This window comes from Pedobacter nototheniae, assembly GCF_032678625.1.
GTDB classification, from domain to species: domain Bacteria; phylum Bacteroidota; class Bacteroidia; order Sphingobacteriales; family Sphingobacteriaceae; genus Pedobacter; species Pedobacter nototheniae_A.
Genome location: NZ_JAVTSO010000005.1, coordinates 229,166 through 253,116 on the forward strand (window position 1 = coordinate 229,166; position 23,951 = coordinate 253,116).

Here is a 23,951-nt window from a genome sequence, read left to right on the forward strand (position 1 = left end):
ATTATGAAAATACTATCGGCTTTAAAAATATATGCAGTACTGGGTTTGGTGCTTCTTACTGCTAAATCTTTTGCCCAAACAGATCCGCACTTTTCCCAATATTATGCTTATCCACTATGGTTAAACCCGGCATTAACGGGTGTTATAGATGGAGATTACAGAGCATCTGTTAATTTTAAACAGCAATGGGGCGGACTAAACAATTCTTTTTTAACGGGAGGAGCATCATTTGACTTAGCCCCTAAAAAGAACTTTGCGTTTGGTGCAACGGTCTTAAACCAAAGGGCCGGAGATTTGGATTTTAACTATTTAAGTGCTTTAATTTCTGGTTCTTACCGGTTAAGGTTTGGTGTAGAAGGTTTGCAAATGATTAGTTTTGGTTTACAGGCGGGTTTTGTAAACAGAAGCTTCGATTTCTCGAAAGCCCGGTTTGGAGATCAGTTTAATCCCGTTTCTGGTTATGATGGCGGAGTTGGCAGTGGCGAAACATTATCTTCAAGCTCCTCTTTTGTACCCGATATAAATGCCGGGGTAATGTATTTTGATGGAAATCCCAACCAGTCTGTAAATGTATTTGTTGGCGCAAGTGCTGCACATTTAAATCGGCCGGTTGAGCGTTTCTCTGGCACAAGCGAACGTACTCCAATTCGTTTCACCGCTCATGGAGGAGCCAGAATCAGGGCTTCCGAAATGCTGGATATTGTACCCAATGCTTTAGTAATGTACCAGGGAAACACCAATGAGGTTTCGTTAGGCGCTTATGGCCAGCTTACCATTAATAATTCTTCAAATATCCTGTTCGGGGGTAACTACAGAATTAAAGATGCCGCAATTGCATTTGTTGGTTTGCAGCTTAAAAATATGGTTTTCGGCTTAAGCTATGATGTGAATACATCAACTTTCCAAAGGGCATCAAATAGTAATGGCGGGTTGGAGCTATCAATAACTTTAATTGGTCGTAATGGAATTATTGGCCCTAACTTCTTCTGTCCACGATTATAATCAACAATCAAATGAAAAAAATATTCCTATTCCTTTTATTCGTATATGCGGGCGCTGCAAACGCCCAATATGTAGTAGATTATAAAAAAGTTGCTGATACCTATTTTCAGAACAAGGATTATTATGCGGCATCTACATTCTACAAAAAGGCTTTAAAAATTGAAGGAGATAGCGCACAAGCCATCATTCCTTACGGCAAGGATAAACGGCCGATTAAAGAAGATAAAGTAATTGAAGATTATGAAGGTTCAATTTATAACCTGGCAGAATCAAGCCGTATGTACAGAGAGTTCTCTGAAGCCGAAAAATATTATAGTGTAGCCAGTACTTTTACCAATACAAAATATAGAAAAGCTATTTTTTATTATGGAGAAAGTTTAAGGGCAAATAAAAAATTTCCTGAAGCCATAACAGCTTTTGAATCGTTTATTAATAATAATCCCAACGATTTGTTTGTGAAAACTGCAGCGCGTGAAATCCTTTCCTGCAAATTTGCCATGGAAGAAATGCGTTACCCACGCATGATGCAGATTAGAAAAATGCCAAATAATGTAAATGGTTTGGGCTCTAATTATGCTGCGGTTAAAATTAACAACGAATTTTACTTCACCTCCTCAAGACCTATTGCAGTTGGTTCTAAAAGAGATATTGTGAAAACAGATGCCGGAAGTGTGCAGATATCAACAAAAGCCAACCCATTTGTTAATAATATTTACTCTACCAAAGGCCCGCTAAATACACAGGCAGAAATTTCTGTAAAAGCATTTGATATCAATTTTCCAAGAGATATGGAAATTGCAGCTTCTACCTTTAACCCAGCCGGTAATGTAGTTTATTTTACGGCATGGCGTGATAAAGAAAAGTACGCCATCTACAGCTCAACCAGAACGGGCGATAAATGGTCTGATCCGCAACCATTAGGTTTTCAGGTTAATAGCAAAGATTTCAATTCAGCACAACCTTTTGTAACTGCTGACGGGAAATTTCTCCTTTTCTCTTCCGATCGTTCAGGAGGTTATGGAAAATTCGATATCTGGTATTGTTCCATTCGAACAGATGGCTCTTTAGGGCAAGCGGTTAACCTGGGGCCGGTTATTAATACCGAGAATGATGAAAAAGCACCATACTATAATGTATTAAACAAAAAATTGCTTTTTAGTACCGATGGAAGAATTGGTTTAGGTGGTTTGGATTTCTTTGAATCAGAAGGCGATTTAATTACCTGGTCTGAGCCTAAAAACATGGGTTATCCATTTAATTCTTCAAAAGATGACGTTTATTTTTCGGCCATTGATGCACAGGGCGAACGTGGTTATATCAGTTCCGACAGGGAATCTTCCTGCTGTTTAGAGGTTTTTGAGGTCAAAAGGGAATTTTTTTCTATAACCGGTCTGCTTACAGATTGTAAAACGAATAAACCTGTAGCAGGTGCAACGGTTTTAGTTTCAAACTATGAAGGAGAGCAAAAAATGATTACCGGTAATGATGGTAAATACTTACTTAAAGTTGATGCCAAAAGACCTGTTAAATTACAATTCTCAAAAGAAAATTATTTCTCAATAAACAAAAGTTATGTTTATGAAGAAATGGCAAAAGCCGATACTTTAATTGCCAAAGATTATTGTATAAGCCCATTCAGAATTAATATTCCAATTGTGCTGGATAACGTGTACTATGAATTTAATAGTGCCGATTTGACTGAACCATCTAAAAAAGTTTTAGATGCACTGGTAACCATTATGGCCGATAATCCTGAAATGGAAATAGAGTTAGGCGCCCATACAGATGGAATTGGTACGGATGAGTACAACCAAACCTTATCAGAAAAAAGAGCACAATCTTGTGTTGACTATTTAATCAGCAAAGATATTGCAGCCAACAGAATGACTGCTAAAGGCTATGGTAAAAAAATGCCTATAGCACCTAACACATTTAAAAATGGCAAAGATAATCCTGAAGGCAGGGCAAAAAACAGAAGAACAGAGTTTAAAGTAACCAAAAAATAAGCTTCGATATCCTTAATATCCTAAAGCCATCTTCAAAAGAGATGGCTTTTTTGTATTTTAACCTATTACTTTAATCAGCGGCGTAAGTTTAGCGCAATGTCGTAGTGCTGTTTTTATTTAATAATCTTGCTCCACATTCGGTGTTGCCATCTTAAATGTATATTCTTATCGCGAAATCGCTTTAATTAACATAATCTTTGTAATTTTCGCTGTCCATTAAAGCTGATGAAATTAAATATCCACCCAACTGTAATTTTAAGAACACCGAAATTTTCACACCAGGCTAATTTATCAACCTTCTGGAATGAGCTTAAAGAGGATATTGCCATATCATCCGACGCTTTTTACCAAACCATAAAAGAGGTTAAGGCCGAAGAACTAAGCGAATTACCTTCCAGGATATTTTTTACCATTTGGAAATACTTTAACCGGGCAAAATACCGCTCTACACCCTATGGAACATTTGCCAGTTTTGCCCTTTTAAAAGATGCCATAAAAGCTTACGGCGAAACCATCGTAATCAACGAATTGCAACAGGTTCATCGGTTTATAGACTGGCCTTATAAAAACAATCTTCCATTTAGCCTACCCGATTTATTGGCGAAAAACTGTTTTATTTTTAGTAACAGTAGCTATTACCACATCTCAGCCAGTATTCGTTACATTGCCTGCACCGAAGGCGTATTTGAACTGGCCGAAATTGACGACAACCCTTTAGTTAAGCAGGTTTTAGATGCTTGTTTAACACCTATCAGAATCAGTGAATTAATTGAGCAACTTAAATCCGACGAGCAGGAAAAACTTTCTTTATTTGCTTTACTGGAAGATATGCATGCTTTGCAACTCGTTTTTACAAGTTATGATCCTAATATTATTGGCGAAGATTATTTTCAGCGCTTAAACCTACAGCCCGGGAATAATTTACCTGAATATTTGATCGCAGAACGTAAACAAATCTCAGGTCATATTGATGAAAATTTAGTACAACACATTCCTGAGTTGGTTCAGTTTTTACATAAAGTTGTTCCGCATGTAGAAAAAGGTGCTTTAACCAATTTTATTGGCCGCTTCAAAAAGAAGTTTGAGCAAAAAGAAGTTCCATTGCTACTCGCTTTAGATCCGGAAATGGGAATTGGTTATGATGAACTTGAACATGCAGGAGAACAAGATGATTTTGTTGCCGGGTTTAAGCAAAAACCTGCCCCTAAAAAAATTGGAATCGAATTGAAAGCCGTACTGGGAAAGGAGCTTAATGCCGAAAATTTTGAAAAAGGTAAAACACTTTTCCTGAATACAACACTTTTTAAATTAAATGAAAAATTAAAGCCCATTCCAAATTCATTTAGCTTTATGATGGGCATATGCGACGAATTTGTGCATGTAGAGCAAATAGGAGGGGCAACAGCCAACGCGCTAAGCGGACGCTTTACCCTAGTGGGGCAGGATGTTTTAGAAAATTGTATCAATATTGCCCAAATCGAGCAGGAGGCTAACCCCGGAGTTTTGTTTTTTGATGTAGCTTATATGATTGAGGCAAATGTTGATAACATCAACAGGCGAAAAATTATTTATGACCATCAGCTTTCTATTTTAAACTACGATACTTCAAAAGATCCATTAAGTCTTCGCGATATTATGGTTTCGGTTCAGGGCGACGAGATCATTTTAAGATCCGAAAAATTAGGTAAAAGAATCATACCTAAAATGGCTTCTGCCTATAATTATACCCGCTCAGATCTGTCGGTATTTAGGTTGCTTTGCGATTTACAACACCACGCAGTTCAAACTAACCTTAATATTTCATTGGAAGCCTTATTCCCCAATTTAGATTATTATCCCCGTTTTCAATATAAAAATATTGTTTTAAGCCAGGCGAAGTGGAAATTTAAGAAGGAAAACCTATTTAAGGATAAAAATAGCGAACCTACTGTTTTTCAATGCAGAACCTATCTTGAGGAACTTGGCGTAAGCAACTATTTTAAAACAGGATTGTCTGATCAAACTTTATGTTTTAGCTTAAAAAGTGATGATGATTTGGTTGCATTTATTCAATATGCACAAAAGCAAAAGGATTTATTTTTGGAAGAAGTGAGTCTGCCTAAGGAGAGCTTGGTTAAAGACCAAAATTCAAAGCCATATTTAGGACAGTTTGTGGTAAGCTTGTTCCATAGCGAAAAAGTTTATGATGAAGTAATCCGCACTGGATTGAAAAAACCCGAAAAGGTCAAACAAATTTTTCTGCCGGGAACAGAATGGCTGTATTTCGAAATTTTTTGCCATCAGCAAAGGTCCGATCAAATTCTTTCAGGTCCCATAGCTCACTTCTTGGATATACATCAGCAAGAGATTAAACAGTGGTTTTTTATCCGCTATAATGAAAATGGAGATCATTTAAGATTTAGAGTACTGCTGCATAACCTGGAAAACAGCCATAAACTAACAGCAGCACTCAGTAGTTATCTCGAGCAGGATGTTTTAAACGGTCTGGTGTCTGATATTCAAATAAAAACATATAAACGCGAACTGGAACGTTATGGTAATAATCTGATCGAAATAGCCGAAGCACATTTTTGTACAGACAGTCAGTTTGTGCTATCTCTCCTTGAAAGCCAGTTTTCTAACTTTAACAAATATGCTTTGTGTGTTGCCCTGGCCTATCAAATCCAGGCGGCAGGGATATTTGAAGCAGGTACATTTATAGAGGTCGTGAAAATCATGTCGAATACCTTTAACGAAGAACATCATTTAGAACCTGCAGATTTTAAAAAGATGAACGCTCATTACCAGCTTTATCGTAAAGAGAACACGCCCGCTATAAATAAAGAACAAGTCAGGAATTTTAAAGCCTTTGTTGCATCTTTTATTCACCTGTTGCAAGCTTGCCCTTTAGAGAGGCGGATAAAGCTATTCAGCGATTTAATTCACATGCATATTAACCGCATGTTTGTTAAAGATCAGCGAAGCCATGAAATGGTTATGTATTATTTCTTGTTGAAAGAATTGCAAAGAAAAAAAGCAACAGCTTAGGTTAAACCTAAGCCTGTTGTATTGAGTTTCGCTAATGGATTAACAACATCTACATTAATTTCAGTAACATAGCGGTTTAAAGGATCCTGATAGAACTTAAATTCGCAGGCATCTTTATAAAAATTATGTAAGCGCTTGCCAATATTTTCTACCCCTACATGGTGGCTGTCGCTTGCTTTGCTTTTAACATCATTAATCATATTGATGGTTTTGATGCTTAAATGATTATGCTCGTAATTAATCTTAATCAACGCCGGTTGGGTAGAATGAGATACATTGCCATGCTTAAATATATTCTCTATTAAGGTTAATAAAATTAAAGGAGGAAACCTAAGGCCAAATAAATCCCCCTTAATTTCAAGCTCTAAATTAATCGTATTCGCTGTTCTAAGCCGGTGTAAATTAATTAAATGCTCAATCTGCTCAACTTCCTCACTAAGGGGAACCATTTCAGAAGCTTCGGGCCTTTTCAGTGCATAACGCATCATTTCAGCAAGGTTCATAATGGCATCGGCAGCCATTGGCGCTTTTTTACGTGCGTCGTTATAAATAAAGTTTAAAGTGTTAAATAGAAAATGCGGGTTAATCTGACTTCGCAGGTAATTATTCTGAGAATTTACCAGATCATTTTCTAAAGCCTGTTTTTCTATTTGGGTAACTAAGCTTTGTCGTTCAAGGGCTTCTACTCTTTTACGGTCTTCGAAAGATTTTAAAATGTAAACGTAACCCGTAGAAAAACCGATAACGTATAGAGAGCGCCAAACAGACCTCACAATATAATCTCTGTTAAACAATATAGGCTCCGAACGATTTATGAAATGCAGGTAAACAAATATGGTTTGTAATAAATATGCCGTAAGCACATAAATCGCGATTTCAATCAGGAAGAATACCGGAACAGAAATAAATTTTAAGGTTTTAGTTTTTAATACTCTGTTATAAAGGTTTGCATGAACGTAAAACAGGGCAATGTTCAAAGAATAGAAAAGGATATAGCTTGCGACCTGTCCGAAAGAATTATTTATTATACCCGTTATAAAAACTTCATAAATGATATAAATACTCCATACAATAAGATGTATCTTATAATTTTTGAAATAGTTTTTAATGTTTGAAAAACTCATTTTTTGATTCATTTTTTAATAAAAAAGGGCTTTTATACCCTTAAAAAGGGGTGTTTGTGTAAAAAAGTAGTGTCATTGGTTTTTGTGTTGCACCTTTACAGAAATTAATAACAACGATTATAAAATATATCATAATATGAAAGCACAACACACAAACAAACTGGCTAAAAAGACTGTATTCATTTATAAAAGTTCAAAAGATCAAAATGATTTCCGTACGGATCCATCAACTGCAACTGCAAAAACACTTTTAACTTTTGACATTTTCGACATCTCTTTTAATAAATAATCAGTATGAAAGCTCAAGACACAAATAAACTGGTTAAAAAAACGGTATTCGTTTATAAAAGTTCAAAAGATCAAAATGACTTCCGTACTGATCCATCAACTGCAACTGCAAAAACACTTTTGACCTTTGATATTTTTGACATCTCTTTTAATAAATAATCAGTATGAAAGCACAACACACAAGCAAACTGGTTAAAAAAACGGTATTTGTTTATAAAAATATTAAAGATCAAAATAGTTTCAATACTGATCCATCAACCGCTACGGCAAAAACACTTTTAACCTTTGATATTCTTGACATTTCTTTTAATAAATAATCAGCATGAAAGCACAACACACAAACAAACTGGTTAAAAAAACTATATTTATTTATAAAAGTGCCAAAGATCAAAATGATTTCCGGACTGATCCGTCAACTGCTACAGCAAAAACGCTATTGACTTTTGATATTTTTGACATTTCTTTTAATAAATAAGTCGTATGAAAGTTCAACAGGTAAACAAATTGGTTAAAAAGACCGCATTTATTTATAAAGGTGCCAAAGACCAAAATGATTTTCGTACTGATCCATCAACCGCTACGGCAAAAACACTTTTGACTTTTGATATCTTTGATATTTTCGATATTTTTTTTAGAAAATAGTTATTGGTTTCTGGTCGATTTAAGTAAACTACTTTGAACATAGGCAAAAAAGGCTTCCTTATAACCTTCGCCAATCTGGATCATTTCGTTGTTAACCAATCGTATTATATTGCCATCTACTTTCTTAATTGAAGCCTTAGCAACAATGTTCGATTTATTTACCCGGATAAATGCATGGTTTTCTAAAGCTTTTTCAATCTCTTTTAAGGTTAAATAAGTTGTATGTGTTTCTGATTTTGTAATAATCTGAATATAGTTCTGAAGGGCTTTGATGTATAAAATATCATCTATAGCAATATTAGAAAAGGCATATTTGTGATCGCCTTTAATGTATAAAGCGGCAACCTGATCAGCTTCCCTTGTAGCACTTTTAGCATTTGCGGCTTCCTTTTTCAGAATTCTGTCGATACCTAAAGCAAATTTCGCAAAAGAAATTGGCTTCAAAAGATATTGATCCGATTGTACATCAAAAGCCTGTAACGCATAATCAGGATGCGCAGTTGTAAAAATCAGGTATTTTGCTTTTTCCCTGATGTTTTTAGCCAATTCAATGCCGTTAATGCCTGGCATATCGATATCCATAAATAGCAAGTCTATCTCATCTTCGACAGTTATCTCCGTAAGTGCTTGTACCGGACTCGTAAATGTTTTAAATACCGTTAACCCCGGCATTTCTGATATATGATCCGTTAAAACTTCTATTGCATGTTGTTCGTCGTCAATTACAACGCATTTTAAATTCATGATATTCGATATGTGTGTTTGGAATGATTTCTATGCAAGATAAATAAAAAAAGAATTGCTTTGATCATCACATTGAAAAAATCTTATCTGTTTTCATCCTGTAAAAATCGGGGTTTCGTGTAAAATACTACGGGGTTCATGTAAAAAACTTAACCCGTGATCATATTTTTATAATCTTTAAACTGTTTGCCAAAAACAAATAATCAATAGCAATATGATTAATAAGGCTTTGGTTAAATTTAAACATCTACCTACCCAACCTTGTGTAGCCTGTGTACAGGAAACTCAGAAACAGGCCATACAATATTGGGTTTTGATAGGGGAACAAAAACAGATAAGATACTACCTTAAAAAATATACATTTAACAGCTATTAAAATGGAACTTAAAGATGAAATCGGGCAATTTGCCGTAAGAATTAAGAAAATGCTTCCTCAAGTTCAATCTGAAGACTTAACGAGAAATGCATTAGTTATGCCTTTCATTCAGATATTGGGCTTTGATCCTTCAGAAGTACAAAGTGAAGCTGTTTTAGATTTTGGTGTTAAAAAAAGCAAAAAAGTTGATTATACCATTATGAAAGATGGTGAGCCAGCTATTTTAGTAGAATGCAAGCACCATAACGATAATTTAGATATTCACGATTCTCGTTTATCCAAATACTTTCGTAAAACAAAAGCCAAATATGGTTTGCTAACAAATGGTTTAGTGTACCGTTTTTATACAGAGAAAATGGTAAGAAGCAAAAAAAGCTCTGAGCCTTTATTCGAATTTAAAATTACTGATACTAAAGCTGCAACTATTGCAAGATTAATTGAAGAGCATAAAGATTATTTCAATGTTGCGCACAAGCAACCTGCTTTAGCTAGCTAATTAAAATACATATTCTAACCCAATATAGAAAACCCCTTCAGATGTAAAATCGGAAGGGGTTTTCTTGTACTAAAGCATAGTTGTTTGTAAGTACTAAACGTGTTAAAAGTATTTGCTTAATTGCACAATACCTTCAACACGCTTAAATTATACTCCTATAGTGGGCGCATGTTGTGTTAAATTAGTTCAACACTTCTGCTTACAAAAGCAGTTAGCTCTGCCCCGGTTAGCATGCCCTGTGCCAATAAAGCCAAATCAACGGCTTGCTTAGCTAAAGTATTTTGTTCATCAGCATCAGATTTTAATATTTTGCTGATTAACTTATGGTTGCCATTAATGGCAACTTTATAACTATCGGGCATTTGGCCATAAAAACCCATTCCACCGCCCATAGCAGCCATATCTTTCATACGGCGCATAAACTCATCCATGGTAATGGTTACAGGTAATTCATCCGGATTTAAAGCTACAATCTCAACCTGCATGCCTGGTTTTGTAATCGCTTTTTCGAAAATGGTTGTTACCTCTTTAACCTGGTCTTCACTTAAAACATGTTCATTAACCTCATCTTTCTCGATTAACTTGTCTGCCACACTGGAATCAACACGTTTTATGGATGTTTTTTCCAGTTTTTGCTCTAACTGGTTAATAAAATGATTGTCAATTGGCGAATCCAATACTAATACATCATAATCCTTTTTGTTGGCCGATTGAATGAAAGCATCTTGTTTAGAGGCATCGTTTGTGTAAAGGTAAACCACCGTACCGTTTTTATCTGTTTGTAATGGTGCTACTTTCTCTTTGTATTCAGGGAGGGTAAAAAGCTCATTTTTGGTGTTACCCACTAAAGCAAAATCTTTAGCTTTATCGTAGAATTTCTCTTCACTAATCATTCCGTATTTTACAAAAAGACCAATGTCTTTCCACTTATCCTCGTAGGCTTTACGGTCTTTAGCAAATAATTCACCTAATTTATCAGCAACTTTTTTAGTAATGTAATTGTTGATTTTTTTAACATTGCTATCTGCCTGTAAGAAACTACGGGAAACATTTAATGGAATGTCGGGAGAATCGATTACACCATGTAATAACATTAAAAACTCAGGAACGATGTCTTTAACCTCATCTGTAATAAATACCTGACGAGAGTAAAGTTTAATCTTGTTGCGTTGCATTTCGAAATCATTTTTCAATTTCGGGAAATACAATACACCGGTTAAGTTAAAAGGATAATCTACATTTAAATGGATCCAGAAAAGCGGCTCTTCAGAGAATGGATATAATTCGCGGTAGAAATTTAAATAATCTTCATCTGACAATTCTGCAGGTGCTTTGGTCCAGATTGGATTGGTTGTGTTGATGATGTTATCAACTACCACGTCAATGTATTTCTTTTTACCTTCTTCGTCCTCACCATCTTCTTCCGATTCGGTTTTAGTGCCAAATTTGATTGGAACAGGTAAAAATTTAGCATATTTATCCAGTATGGCCTGAAGTTTCGATTCTTCTAAAAATTCTTCTGAATCTTTATTAACATGTAAAATAATATCGGTACCACGGGTTGTTCTTGTACCTTCCGTAATTTCGAACTCTGTACTTCCATCACAAACCCAACGTGCAGGTTCTGATCCGTCCTGGTAAGATAAAGTATTAATTTCAACTAAATCGGCCACCATAAAGGCTGAATAGAATCCTAATCCGAATTTACCAATGATTTCGTTGGCATCTTTAGCGTCTTTAAACTTTTCGACAAATTCGCTTGCGCCAGAAAATGCAACCTGGTTAATGTATTTTTTAATTTCCTCAGCAGTCATACCCAAGCCATTATCGCTAATGGTAATGGTTTTTTTATCTTTATCAACCGCCACCTCAACCAAGGGTGCACCCACTTCGCCTTTAAACTGACCTAATGAACCCAGTCTTTTAATTTTCTGAACCGCATCAACAGCGTTAGAAACAAGTTCGCGAAGAAAAATCTCGTTATCAGAGTATAAAAACTTTTTAATTATCGGGAAAATATTCTCGGTATGTATTGAGATATTTCCTTTTTCCTGTATGCTCATATGTAAATAAATTGTTTAATCCATATGCTGCATAACAAGCGCTGTTCCAAAGGGTTTTATTTGCCAAAATGACAGAGATTAAACTCAATATTGTTTTCTTGAGTATAAAATTTTCAAATTCTCTAATTAACAAGAAATAAGCATTAATCAATTGCCGTTAATGGACTTCCTTCAGCAACGATAAATAAAAAGCCAGAAAAATTTTATTCTTTCTGGCTAAAATATTATAGGTAAGCTGATTTAGTTTAAATGAAAAGTGGGCTTGTCTTCTTCAAGAGAAAGGATTTTACTGATTTTTTTCAGTAATACATCCATTTGGAAAGGTTTAGATAAGAAATCGTCTTGTCCGTAATTCAGTGTTGTAAAATCTTTTGGATCATATAAACCAGAAATTAATAGAATAGGAATTAGCGAAGTGCTTTCAATTGATTTTAATTGTTCGCAAAGTACACGCCCATCAATATGACCTAAAGATATATCAAGTAAAATCAAATCCGGTTTAAAACTTTCTATCCTGTCAAATACTTTTTCACCATCACTTAAGGCTGATACTTTAAATCCACCTATTTCCAGTATTAATTGTATGGTTTCTAAAACCTCAATGTCATCGTCTACTACCAGTATTCTCTTCATATGTTTAAGCAATTTGTATGTTGCTGTAAATATTAACAATTAGTTTGTGGTTTCTGTTTACAATCTTAAAAAGATTTTAACAATAAATTTATATGTACGTTAAATGGCCTGTTTTACAACCCCTTCTTTACGTAAAATAAAATTAAAAAGTTCTTCAATGGGTTTCTGAAGAATTTTTCCAACGGGAATGCCATTGTCTTCCAATACTGCCTTTAATTCATCCTGGTAGTAATAGGCTATGGAGCCAACAAAGTGGCATGGAATATTTTTATAGCGGGGATAATCTTTAATATTGGTATCAACAAATTCCTGAAAACCGGTTTTTAAAATATTCTGTATAAAAGGATGTTCTTTTTGGGTTGCCATAAAACGGCTAAACCCTGCTAAGTAAATGTTTGGAAAGGGTTTTTGATAAACATTGGTGATGATTTGTTCTTTTTCGGCAGGAAATGCTTTTTTAAATTCTGAAGATAAATCCTGAGGCATTTTTTTGTATAGATAGCTTAACAATACTTTTTTCCCAAAAAAAGTTCCTGAACCTTCATCACCCAAAACATAACCCAATCCATGGTGGCCTTCCTGTATTTTTTTTCCATCGAAATGGCAAATATTCGAACCTGTGCCCAGGATGCAGTTTAGGCCTTCTTCATCACCACAGGTGGCATAAACCGATCCTAAAAGGTCATGATCGGCTGAAATATAGGCATTTCGGAAGACAGACGATAAACCATTTGATACAACTTCGTGTTTATCAGGAGAGGAGCAACCAGCACCGAAAAAGTAAATTTCTTTAACCGCCTGGGCATACTGAACTAAATCTTCATTTTTTAAAATCAGTTTGTTGATGTCCTGCTCATTTAAAAAATAAGGGTTAATTCCAGGTGTATTAAACTTTATTACCTCACCATTAAAATAACCCATCCAATCTGTTTTAGATGAGCCGCTGTCTGCAACAAGTATCATGCAATAAATATAAAAATTAATTAGATAAATTTATACTTGCAATGATTTAGTTACCTGTATTAAACAACCATTAAAATAGCTATTGAAAACTTTATCGCCCTGGTTTAATTTTGTTTGAGCAATACTTCTGTTCATTTAATTGAAAGACAGTTTTTTAACCTGGCTGTATTTGAAAACATTCACATTATTGGTTGGGTAACGGTACATCTCTGCCAAAGTCTTTAATATATCGAATAACACTTTTTATTTCACAATTTGTCAATGTATCCATTCTCGATGCTTTAAGGTTTTTATTATACCAGCCGTTGTGTCTTTTTATAAAAGCAAAATCTATCATTTTAAGACTATCAAACGTTGAAATATCACTAAATGTAGGTATATCTCTGAATTTGGCAGATCCTAATTTGGTGTGGCAGTTATCACAACCCAAACCGGTCATTATTTGTCGAGCATTATATTTGGAATAGCCGCAGGTGTCAGTCACATTTTTTTTTTGGAAAACACTTTTATTGCTTCGAGGTTCAATTGTACATGCAAAAAACAAACAGAGTAATATACTACCTAAACTTAGCTTTATTGTATTTGAAGCCATAGTAATTATCGGCTTGGCATTGGGATATCTCTACCAGAATCTTTAATGTATCTAATTACATTTTTTATTTCACAATCGCTTAAAGTATCCATTCTAGTAGCTTTGAGAGTGCCATTTTTACTGTACCAACCCTTATGTTTTTTAGTAAAAGTATAATCAATTAACTTTAAGCTGTCCATTGCTGCCAAACCTATAAATGAGATAGAACCTTTGGTATCAATTTTTTCTTTAATCGAAGTAATATGACAATTTTTACAACCCAAGTTGGATATAATCTCACCTGCTTCATATCGAGAGAACTTACATGTATTTGCAGATTTTGTATTGATATCATTATTTTCATTTTGACATGCAAATAGTAGTATGCAAAATAATGAGCTACCTAAACTTAGCTTTATTGTATTTGAAACCATTTGTAGGATTATTTAAAAATGTTCTTAATCTGTTTAATGTATTGAAATTTATATTTGTGCTATTACTTTTTGTCATATCATTAATATTAGTCATGATAAAATTTAGCATATTTCCTCTTTCAGTATCAGATATAAACTGACCATTATTATCACCCAAATGATACATTAATCTGTTCTTTTTACTATTGTCTTCAATATCATCCAAACCCAGGGTATGAAAAAACTCATGAACACCAAAATATCTGTTCTTTTGCCACTCATTATAGCTAACTATTGCTGGTCCACCATCACCTTGAGTAAGTCCTGCTGAGGTTTGGCGTCGTCCATATTGATCTGCATACTGATATCCAATACCATCTACCACGGCTAATACAAAATCATTACCCTTAAGCTGATTTAACATATGAATTTGTATAACATTTACAGTAAAATTAAAGTTATATCTTATAGAGTAAATCCAGCTTTTACTTTTATCAAATGCTCTTTTTATAGGGTTGTACTTCAAAATATTTACCCTGCTTTTATACCCGCCACCTCTTGGTTTACTGGTAATTACCTGTTGGGTAAAAGTCATTAAGCCATTTAAATTTGGCGCGCCATTGGTGGTTAAATCTAATACTTTTAGGGTAATGGTAAAATCGCCATATAAACTCAGTTCACCGCTGCCATTATCGGTAATACGCAGGTTTTTCGCAACGATTCCGCCAGTTAATGGCTCGCTCTGCAATATTGCAAAACGCATGTTAAATGTGTTCAATAAACCGTTTTCCATAGTAAAACAATAATTGATAATTGCTCAACAGGGATTTGGGCTTTAAACTACTGCTTACGTTTATTAATTTGGGGGATGGATCAACAATATACGTAAGCCAACTTTAAGTTAAGGATAAGAAAAAGAAAAGACAAATAATAATGAACAAATCATTGGGGTAATCAACTTTCTATTAAAAATAGCTGATTATACTTCCCGTTGTAAAAGATGATAGAATAGATGAATCTTCACCATAATCTGCAAAGGCACAGAACAATTTTCTGCGCCAAATAAATCAATGAGTAATGAACCAGGGAATAAATGAACTAATTGCTCAAATCTATATTTCCACTAATTTCTTTTAAAGTGATTTCTGCAAGTTTTGCCTGGTACTGCATTTCAATAAAACGGTTTTGAACATCTATTGCGTTTCTTTGCGCTTCCCTTAATTCTAAAGGAGCAATACTCCCCAGCCGGTATTTGGCCAAAGTAATATCCAGGTTTTCTTTTGCGATTTCCAGGTTTTTTTGCTCTAATTTAACCAAATCAAGGTAAGTAATGTAATTTTCATACGCTGTAAGCAATTGTGCATTAACATCGAGTTTGGTTTTATTGAAATTAAGTGCAGAGTTGTCAATTTCTATTTTTGCGTTTCTTTCCTGTTGTCTTTGTAAAAAACCATTAAAAATATTAATGCTGGCTGTAACGCCATAGGTAAAACCATTGGCTGCAAATTTTTGATTAAATCCGGTTGGGCTGGTGCTGTTTGCCCTGCTATAACCCGAATTTAAACTTACGGCAGGATAGCGGGCACCACGGACAGCTTTTAGATTTAAGGAAGCAATTCTTTGGTTTATAAAAGCATTCTGAACATTAGGATTTTGCTTTTCTGCCAGTTCGGCCAATTGATTATACACCAAAGCCGCATCTACATTAATTTGATCTTCAACCGAAAAAGCTGTGCCTATTTCTCTAACCATCAATTGGTTTAAACGAACCTTGGCAACTTGCAAAGCATTTTTTTGTTGCAAATAGGCCGATGTATCTGCATTATAATCTACCTGTGCAGTAAGTACATCAAGTTTGGAGCCACGGCCAAGCTGCAGTTTTGTTTTAGCTATGGTTGTTCTTAAAACCGAAACATCCATAGCACTATCTGCGGCAATAACCAATTGTTGCTGCCTTACTACGTCGTAATAAGCTGCAATTACATCCGCAATGGTCGTTAAGATAGTCAACCTTGAGTTTAGCTCTCCCTGTTTTTGAAGTTCCTTAAGCCTGTCGTAATTGGCAAACATCGTAAATCCATCAAAAATAGTCCAGTTCAAATCTGCTCCAAGGTTGTTGCTGGTACTTTTAGCACCCGTAATAACACGGTCTGGTCCGGTTGCAGGTGTTTGCCTGGTATTTTGAACGCTACCGCCATTGGAGTAGGTTCCGTCTACTTTTGGGAGCATACCTGCATTTCCAATATTTGCATTGTTTTTGGCTATATTAATATTGTTTTTGCTGATTTTTATATCGTAATTATTTTGAAGCGCAATAGTTATTGCCTCCTGTAAACTAAGTTTTTCCTGTGCCAAAAGTGAAAAGGAACATAAGCTCAGTAATGCGATAATCAGGTTTAATCTCTTGCTCATTTTATTCTTCTGATGGTTTCAAAGCTTCCTGTTCAAAACGTTCTGCGTTTTTCAATTCTTTATTTGGTTTGTAAGGTTTTGCCCAGTAAGAGTAAATCGCAGGGATTACAAATAGGGTTAAAACTAAGGAGAACAATGTTCCGCCAACAATTACAGTACCCATGCTCATTCTGCTTTTTGCAGCTGCACCTAAGGCCAATGCTATAGGCAAGGCACCAATTGCAATTGCTAAACTTGTCATTAAAATTGGACGTAGACGAGAAACTGCCGCTTCGCGGATGGCCTCAGGAATAGGGATGCCCTTTTCTTTAAGCTGATTGGCAAATTCGACAATTAAAATACCGTTTTTGGTTACCAAACCAATTAGCATAATGGTACCAATCTGGCTAAAGATATTCCAGCTTTGCCCGCATAGCCATAGGGATAAAAATGCACCTGCAACAGCCATTGGTACAGTTAAAATGATAATAATGGGATCTTTAAAGCTTTCAAATTGTGCAGAAAGGATCAGGTAAACCAATAATAAAGCTAAGCCAAAAGCAAAGAAAGTGTTTGAAGAACTTTCTTTAAAATCCCTCGATTCGCCACTTAAATCCGTTGAAAAACTTTCGTCTAAAACTTTTTTAGAAATAGCATCCATAGCATCAATACCTTCTCCAATGCTTTTGCCTGGTGCTAATCCGGCCGAAACCGTAGCGGCAATAAAACGATTGTTACGGTACAATTGTGGCGGGCTGCTTTCTTCTTTAGCTTTAACTAAATTGTCGAGCTGAATTAAATCTCCTTTATCATTCCGAACATAAACCGAGCTTAAATCCAATGGTTCTTTACGGTCAACCTGATCAAACTGACCAATAACCTGGTATTGCTTTCCATTCATAAAGAAATAAGAAAAACGTTGCCCACTTAAACCCAGGTTTAGGGTTTGTGCAATTGCCGAAATAGAAACACCCAGGTTTTTTGCCTTATCGCGATCTATGGTGAGGTTAATTTCTGGTTTATTAAATTTAAGATTCACGTCCGACACGGTAAAGGTTGGGTCTTTCGCTACCTCATCCATAAATAGGGGCACTTTTTCCCTTAATTTCTCAAAATTTTGTGCCTGGATAATATAACTGATTGGCAAACCACCACGACGGCCTACAGAAATAGTTGGTTGCTGGTTTACGATGGTTTTACCCTCGCTGTATTTTTTGGTGATTTTAGTCAGCTGATCGGCAATTTCCTTTTGAGTACGTTCGCGATCTTCGGGGTTAACGAGTCCAATTCTCAGAAGCCCGGAGTTTACAGAACCTGAACCTCCAAAACCCGGTGAGGTAATGGTTATGTTTACATTTTTTTCTGGAACCGAATCAATAACCATTTGATTCAGTTTCATGATAAACTTATCTGTATAGGCATAAGATGATCCCTCTGGCGTAGTAACGTTAATATTAATTGCGCTTCTATCATCGTAAGGTGCAGTTTCTTTTGGTAGTATTTTCCAGAATAAGAAAATTAAGCCCAAACAAACGACTATAATGGGTACAGACAGCCACCTCTTGTTTAAAAATTTATTTAAATTAGATTGGTATGCATCGTTTAGCTTAATAAAATAAGGTTCAGTAAAATTATAAAACCGCGAAGGTTTGTGCCCGCCTTTTTTCATTAAATAAGCATTAAGCATTGGGGTTAAGGTAAGCGATACAAAAGCCGAAATTAAAACGGCTGCGCCAATTACAATACCAAATTCCCTAAATAAACGGCCAACAAAACCCTGTAAAAAAATTACAGGAAGAAAAACAGCAGCCAGCGTAATTGAAATAGAAATTACAGCAAAAAAGATTTCATTCGATCCTTTTATGGCTGCTTCAAAAGGCGACATGCCTTCTTCTACTTTCTTGAATATATTTTCAGTTACCACAATACCATCATCCACCACCAAACCCGTTGCCAGTACAATGGCCAATAGGCTCAATACATTTATGGAGAACCCGAAAGCATACATTACAAAAAATGTAAAAATTAAGGATACAGGAATATCAATCAATGGTCTGAAAGCAATAGCCCAGTCTCTGAAGAAAAGATAAATAATTAGAATTACGAGTACCAGCGATAGACCGATGGTTTCTGCCACTTCCGTTACAGATCGTTTGATAAATAACGTATTATCAAGGGCAACTTTGAGTTTAATATCCTGAGGGATATCCGCTTTTAATTTGTCGAAACGTTTATAAAATTCTTTACTAATGTCGAGGTAGTTTGCTCCCGGCTGGGGGATAATTGCCACCGCAACCATGGGCCTGCCTGATTCACGTAAAATGGTTTCTTCGTTTTCAGAGCCAATTTCGGCATAACCAACATCCTGAAGTTTAACAACATTGGTGCTGTCGTTTTTAAGGATCAGGTTATTAAACTCATTGGCCGTGGTTAATTTTCCAAGGGTTTTTACAGTAAGCTCTGTGGTAGCACCTGTAATTTTACCCGAAGGAAGTTCTACATTTTCGTTGTCAAGAGCGGTCACAATATCCTGTGAGGTTAATCCGTATGCCGCCAGTTTATTTGGGTCGATGCGGATTCTCATTGCATACTTTCGTTGCCCTTGAATTTGTACACTACTTACCCCCGGGATGGTTTGAATCCTGTCTGCAATTACGTTTTCAGCAAAATCACTTAAATCCAGGGTGCTTCTTTTGTCGCTCTGAATGGTCATGGATAAAATTGCATCCGAATTTGCATCCGCTTTACTTACCACGGGCAAGCCATCAATATCTTTCGGTAAGGTTCTGGCGGCCTGCGATACTTTATCACGCACATCGTTTGCTGCCTCTTCAATGTTCTTATCAAGGTTAAACTCGATTGTAATGTTACTGGTACCCTGGTTACTGGATGATGAAATATTACGAATACCATCAATAGCATTGATCGATTTTTCCAGCGGCTCTGTAATCTGTGATTCAATAATATCTGAATTGGCCCCCGGATAAGAGGTTCTGACAGAAACCACCGTAGGGTCAATAGAAGGGTATTCTCTAACCCCCAGGAAGTTATAGCCAATTACCCCAAATAACACAATTAAGAGGTTCATTACAATAGCAAGAACCGGTCTTTTTATACTCGTTGTTGAAATACTCATAGGTTATTCTTTAACGAGATGAACTTTTACCGGGGCATCTTTTTTAAGTGCCATTGAGCCTGTAGTTAAAACAGTATCGCCAACTTTTAAACCCGAGGTAATCACAATATTTTCATCTGTTCTAGTTCCGGCTTCTACTTTTGTTTCCTTTGCCTTTCCATTTTTGCTTACATAAACAATTTTACCATTCAATACCGGTACAATGGCCTGATTTGGAATTAGAATTGCATTTTCCAGTGTATTTAAAGCCAGTTTAATTTTTGCGAAAGATCCTGGTAAAAGTAGATTTCTGGCATTTGGAGCTAAGGCCCTTATTTGCAAAGTTCTGGTTGTGGCGTTAATTCCCGGCTCAATAGCGTAAACTTTTCCGGTGTTTTGTTTTGAGGAACCATCAGTTGTAAAAGAAATTTCAGAACCCATTTTTATCTGGCCAGCATATTTTTCGGGAACAGAAAATGTAATTTTTACAGGATTAGTACTTACCAGATTGGCAATTACAGTAGCTGGTGTTATGTAAGTTCCTGAAGAAATGTTGCGCAAGCCAATTTTGCCACTAAAAGGAGCAAGGATGGTTGTTTTTGCCAACTGCGCCCTGATTAATTGCGATTGAGCCTGCAAGGATTTCAGATCGGCTAAGGAAGTATCATACTCTTCCTGGCTAATGGCACCTTTTTGCAATAATTGTTTCGCACGGTTTTCATTCGTTGCAGATAACTTTTGTTTGGTTAAAGCTTCATTAAGCTGTGCCTGAATGTCTCTATCGTTAATTTTTACCAGTACACTGCCCTTATTTACTGTAGTGCCTTCCTGAAAATGGATGCCGGTTACAAGGCCCGAGACTTCACTTTTTAAGATCACAGATTCATTGGCATCAATAGCGCCTGTAATTTCAAGATCGTTATTAAAGGTTCCAGCTTTAACTATAATTCCATCAACCGTTAGTGGTGGAGCACCTTTGCTGCCTTTACCATCTTTTCCTTTTCCTGTTGATGCGCCTTTGCCTTCCAGTTTCTTGTTTGCGTTTATCCGGTAGTAAACTAACCAGGCAAGCCCCAGTGCCAAAACAGCATATACGATATACCTTTTCTTCATGTTTTTGTTTGTGTGTGCTCATTTGGAATACTTGATTATAAAAGTATTCCTAAAAAAAATTTCGTAAAAATATTCAATTAGTTGCCCATAAAATTGTTGTATTAAGGATGTTACAGCCTTTTTTTAGTTACAGCGAAAATTATTCAGACAAGAGTATGACTTGGAATAGAGCATTGGGTTTAACAACAATTTGTACGTGTATTCATTATTTTACAGCCCAAATATTAATTTAAATTTTAAAGCCTGTACATAAAATATAAATTTGTGGCAAAACGCAAATTATGTTTAATAAAAAATCAGTTTTAAGTTTAGTTTTAATACTCACTTGTATTATGGCAGCAAAGGCGCAGGTAAAAATAGGTTTCGAGGTTTCCTTTAAAGAACCGCAGGCTCACTATGCTGAGGTTCAGATGAATATTTCTGGCCTTGCTAAAGATTATGTAGATGTTAAAATGCCGGTATGGACCCCAGGTTCTTATTTGATCCGTGAATTTGAAAAAAGTGTTGAGGATTTTAAAGCTACAGCATCAGGAAAAGCGTTAAGAGTAGAGAAGGTAAGGAAGAACGCCTGGAGAATATATGCTGCTAAAGCCAATGATATAAAAATAAACTATCGTGTGTATGCTTTCGAAATTTCGGTTCGTACGCCATTTATTGATGAATCGCATGCGTTTTTATCTCCAACTGGAATTTTTATGCATCCGGATGGCATGATTAAATCACCGAGTACAGTGAAAATTATTCCATTTAATACCTGGAGTAAAGTGTCTACAGGTTTAACGCCGGTAGCAGGACAGGATTTTACCTATCGCGCAACTGATTTTGATATTTTATATGATAGCCCTATTGAGGTTGGTAATCAGGATGTGTTTGAATTTACCGCATCAGGAGTACGCCATGAAGTGGCCATGTACGGTGGTGGCAACTATGATAAAGAAAAATTAAAAGTTGATATGGCTAAAATTGTAGATCAGGAAACTGCAGTTTACGGCGAAAATCCTAATAAACATTATGTATTTATCGTGCACAATTTTCAACGCGGTGGCGGTGGTTTAGAGCACTTAAACTCAACAACTTTAGGCGCAAGCCGCGATGCTTACAATACTGAAAAAGGGTACAATGGTTTCTTGGCATTAGTCGCGCATGAATATCACCACCTTTGGAATGTTAAGCGCTTACGTCCGGTTGCTTTAGGCCCATTTGATTATGATAATGAAAATTATACCACCAACCTGTGGGTTGCCGAAGGCTTTACTTCATATTATGAAAATAAATACATGCACAGGGCTGGTTTTGTAGATGCAAACGGCTTTGTAAATGATTTGGCTGCAGGTATTGCAACTGTTTTAAATACACCTGGCGCAAAAGTTCAATCGGCAGCATCTTCAAGCTATGATGCCTGGATTATTGGTTACCGTCCAAACGAAAACTCAAAAAACAACGCCATTTCTTATTATAATAAAGGAGAAGTGATTGGTATTTTGATGGATCTTGAAATTATTAACGCCACAAAAGGCGCCAAGAGTTTAGATGACGTAATGAAAGCCATGTACCTGCAATGCAAAACATTGAAACGAGGGTATACCGATGCAGAATTTAAAGCAATGGTGGAGAAAATCTCAGGAATAAGTTTTACCGGTTTCTGGGCTAAATACGTAAACGGAGTAGAGGATGCAGCCTATGTAAAATACTTTGGCTATGCCGGAGTTGATGTTTCAACAGAAAACGCTACGCCTGACAGACCTGTTACAGGTGCATCTTGTTCTTTAACCAGCAATGGTTTAGTGGTAACTTCAACAACAAGAAATTCAGCCGCGTGGGTAGATGGCTTAAATGTAAACGACGAAATTATTGCAGTTGATGGCATTTCTATAAGTGAAGCTTTGTCTACAATTAAATTGCGTAGCCCAATGGTTTCTTTGGATATTTTACCTGTTGTAGCGAAAAAGAATATTGGCGATGTGCTTAAAGTAAAAGTGAAAAGAGACGGGCTGGATAAGGAATTTTCTTTAACCCTGAAAGCCAACCCAAGTGTGCGTTTAAAAGCAAGTATAAATGAAAATGCAACAGCTGGTCAAAAAGCTGTATTTGCAAAATGGACAGGAAAATAAAAACTAACCCAGTTCACAAATAAAAAAATCCCGGCAGTAAAACTGCCGGGATTTTTTTATTTAAAATTTTTAGCTTAGAAAGTAAATCTGAAGCCTAAGCCAAATCTGCCTGCAGCAAAATTACTATCGTTATCACCAAGATAGAGGGTTGGTCTCCAGTCGAAAGCAATATCTAAAGGAGCACCAGCAATTTTATAATCTAATCCAGCCATTGGTTTTAATGCAAACGTAGTGTTGCTGTAACCGCCATAGCTAAAGAAATTTAATGATGGACCACCACCAGCGTACCATTGTAAGCCTTTAGCGCCTTTAATATCATCATTGTACTGATAAAAAGCATTAATAGTAGTTAAGTGAGAACCAAATAATACCTCTGCTTGCCCGGCACCATGTCTGCTAAAGAAATGTTTAACCGATGGACCAACCAAAGTAGTTCCGTCGCCAAAATCTAAGCCCAGGCCTAAAGCAGTTTTATAGTTTTGAGCCTTCGCTCCGGTAATACTCAAAGCAAATAAGGAGGCGCATCCAAGAAAAGTAAAAAATAATTTTTTCATGTGTTAATTGTTTTTAGGTTAAAATTGACCACTTTCTGTATACCTGAATAAGCATAAAAGCAGTTGTTTAAATGATTTTTTAATTATTCTCCTATAAGCAACTTCTATGCCGTAATGTTTTTAAAGTGTCATTTTAATTGATCAGCTATTCATTTTCACTAAAAAAACTGCTTTCTGGTTTGTAAGGCGTAATCATCAACATCAGTTATATTGGTGTTGATTAATGCAAACAAGAAGATCATTATTAATTTAATTTTCATAAAGTATTTTATAGTATAACAGCCTCTGTCAAATGGAAGTTACAGTGCATGGTATTAAA

At 35.8% G+C, this 23,951-nt stretch carries 21 protein-coding genes; 10 read left to right on the plus strand and 11 right to left on the minus strand.

Features of this window, described 5'->3' with window-relative positions; translation table 11 throughout:
* The first annotated feature begins 3 nt into the window (after positions 1–3).
* The 3 genes from R2Q77_RS15780 to R2Q77_RS15790 all read left to right on the plus strand — a co-directional run bounded on the left by R2Q77_RS15780 (position 4) and on the right by R2Q77_RS15790 (position 6,035).
* A complete protein-coding gene (locus tag R2Q77_RS15780; RefSeq protein WP_316804690.1) occupies positions 4–1,002 on the plus strand; it encodes a PorP/SprF family type IX secretion system membrane protein in 999 nt (332 codons plus the stop codon).
* An 11-nt stretch (positions 1,003–1,013) separates the two neighbouring features.
* Positions 1,014–3,008, plus strand: coding sequence for an OmpA family protein (locus tag R2Q77_RS15785; protein ID WP_316804691.1), 1,995 nt, complete (start codon positions 1,014–1,016; stop codon positions 3,006–3,008).
* Positions 3,009–3,233: 225 nt separating this feature from the next.
* Positions 3,234–6,035, plus strand: a complete 2,802-nt coding sequence (locus R2Q77_RS15790) for a thiopeptide-type bacteriocin biosynthesis protein (protein WP_316804692.1) — start codon at positions 3,234–3,236, stop codon at positions 6,033–6,035.
* Here R2Q77_RS15790 and R2Q77_RS15795 read toward each other — a convergent pair.
* Positions 6,032–7,159, minus strand: coding sequence for a sensor histidine kinase (locus R2Q77_RS15795; protein WP_316804693.1), 1,128 nt, complete (start codon positions 7,157–7,159; stop codon positions 6,032–6,034). The genes R2Q77_RS15790 and R2Q77_RS15795 overlap by 4 nt on opposite strands.
* 136 nt (positions 7,160–7,295) lie before the next feature.
* Between R2Q77_RS15795 and R2Q77_RS15800 the strand changes: the two genes are divergently transcribed.
* Genes R2Q77_RS15800 through R2Q77_RS15820 form a run of 5 tightly spaced genes read left to right on the plus strand, consistent with a single transcriptional unit; the run spans position 7,296 to position 8,089 of the window.
* Positions 7,296–7,448: a hypothetical protein gene (locus R2Q77_RS15800; RefSeq protein ID WP_316804694.1), complete on the plus strand. Its 153-nt coding sequence runs from the start codon at positions 7,296–7,298 to the stop codon at positions 7,446–7,448.
* Positions 7,449–7,453: 5 nt separating this feature from the next.
* Positions 7,454–7,606, plus strand: coding sequence for a hypothetical protein (locus R2Q77_RS15805; protein ID WP_316804695.1), 153 nt, complete (start codon positions 7,454–7,456; stop codon positions 7,604–7,606).
* Positions 7,607–7,611: 5 nt separating this feature from the next.
* Complete coding sequence (locus tag R2Q77_RS15810) at positions 7,612–7,764, plus strand: hypothetical protein (RefSeq protein WP_316804696.1); 153 nt, start codon at positions 7,612–7,614, stop codon at positions 7,762–7,764.
* Positions 7,765–7,769: 5 nt separating this feature from the next.
* Positions 7,770–7,922, plus strand: a complete 153-nt coding sequence (locus R2Q77_RS15815; protein ID WP_316804697.1) for a hypothetical protein — start codon at positions 7,770–7,772, stop codon at positions 7,920–7,922.
* A 5-nt stretch (positions 7,923–7,927) separates the two neighbouring features.
* Positions 7,928–8,089, plus strand: a complete 162-nt coding sequence (locus tag R2Q77_RS15820) for a hypothetical protein (RefSeq protein ID WP_316804698.1) — start codon at positions 7,928–7,930, stop codon at positions 8,087–8,089.
* Here R2Q77_RS15820 and R2Q77_RS15825 read toward each other — a convergent pair whose 3' ends face one another.
* On the minus strand, positions 8,090–8,833 hold the full coding sequence (locus R2Q77_RS15825; protein WP_316804699.1) for a LytTR family DNA-binding domain-containing protein: 744 nt from the start codon (positions 8,831–8,833) through the stop codon (positions 8,090–8,092).
* A gap of 377 nt (positions 8,834–9,210) precedes the next feature.
* Here R2Q77_RS15825 and R2Q77_RS15830 point away from each other — a divergent pair, with 377 nt between their 5' ends.
* Positions 9,211–9,705 carry a type I restriction enzyme HsdR N-terminal domain-containing protein gene (locus R2Q77_RS15830; protein WP_316804700.1) on the plus strand — a complete coding sequence of 165 codons (495 nt, stop codon included), beginning with the start codon at positions 9,211–9,213 and terminating at the stop codon, positions 9,703–9,705.
* 176 nt (positions 9,706–9,881) lie between these two features.
* On the opposite strand, the gene htpG is transcribed toward R2Q77_RS15830, so the two are convergent.
* The 8 genes from htpG to R2Q77_RS15870 form a co-directional block, all read right to left on the minus strand.
* Positions 9,882–11,768, minus strand: a complete 1,887-nt coding sequence (gene htpG, locus R2Q77_RS15835; RefSeq protein ID WP_410479299.1) for a molecular chaperone HtpG — start codon at positions 11,766–11,768, stop codon at positions 9,882–9,884.
* A gap of 240 nt (positions 11,769–12,008) precedes the next feature.
* A complete protein-coding gene (locus tag R2Q77_RS15840) occupies positions 12,009–12,401 on the minus strand; it encodes a PleD family two-component system response regulator (RefSeq protein ID WP_316804701.1) in 393 nt (130 codons plus the stop codon).
* 99 nt (positions 12,402–12,500) lie between these two features.
* Positions 12,501–13,364, minus strand: a complete 864-nt coding sequence (locus R2Q77_RS15845) for an N-acetylglucosamine kinase (protein ID WP_316804702.1) — start codon at positions 13,362–13,364, stop codon at positions 12,501–12,503.
* Between the two features lie 597 nt (positions 13,365–13,961).
* The gene (locus R2Q77_RS15850) at positions 13,962–14,369 is read right to left on the minus strand and encodes a hypothetical protein (protein WP_316804703.1); all 408 of its coding nucleotides are present in this window, start codon (positions 14,367–14,369) and stop codon (positions 13,962–13,964) included.
* The gene (locus tag R2Q77_RS15855; protein ID WP_316804704.1) at positions 14,335–15,111 is read right to left on the minus strand and encodes a hypothetical protein; all 777 of its coding nucleotides are present in this window, start codon (positions 15,109–15,111) and stop codon (positions 14,335–14,337) included. The genes R2Q77_RS15850 and R2Q77_RS15855 overlap by 35 nt, the downstream gene beginning before the upstream one ends.
* Positions 15,112–15,446: 335 nt before the next feature.
* Positions 15,447–16,760, minus strand: a complete 1,314-nt coding sequence (locus R2Q77_RS15860; protein ID WP_316804705.1) for a TolC family protein — start codon at positions 16,758–16,760, stop codon at positions 15,447–15,449.
* A 1-nt stretch (position 16,761) separates the two neighbouring features.
* Entirely contained in the window at positions 16,762–19,875 is a 3,114-nt protein-coding gene (locus R2Q77_RS15865; RefSeq protein WP_316804706.1) for an efflux RND transporter permease subunit, read from the minus strand.
* Positions 19,876–19,878: 3 nt separating this feature from the next.
* Positions 19,879–20,967: an efflux RND transporter periplasmic adaptor subunit gene (locus R2Q77_RS15870; protein WP_316804707.1), complete on the minus strand. Its 1,089-nt coding sequence runs from the start codon at positions 20,965–20,967 to the stop codon at positions 19,879–19,881.
* A 281-nt stretch (positions 20,968–21,248) separates the two neighbouring features.
* Here R2Q77_RS15870 and R2Q77_RS15875 point away from each other — a divergent pair, with 281 nt between their 5' ends.
* Entirely contained in the window at positions 21,249–23,078 is a 1,830-nt protein-coding gene (locus R2Q77_RS15875) for a M61 family metallopeptidase (protein ID WP_316804708.1), read from the plus strand.
* A gap of 74 nt (positions 23,079–23,152) precedes the next feature.
* Here R2Q77_RS15875 and R2Q77_RS15880 read toward each other — a convergent pair whose 3' ends face one another.
* Positions 23,153–23,632, minus strand: a complete 480-nt coding sequence (locus tag R2Q77_RS15880) for a hypothetical protein (RefSeq protein WP_316804709.1) — start codon at positions 23,630–23,632, stop codon at positions 23,153–23,155.
* Between the last annotated feature and the right edge of the window lie 319 nt (positions 23,633–23,951).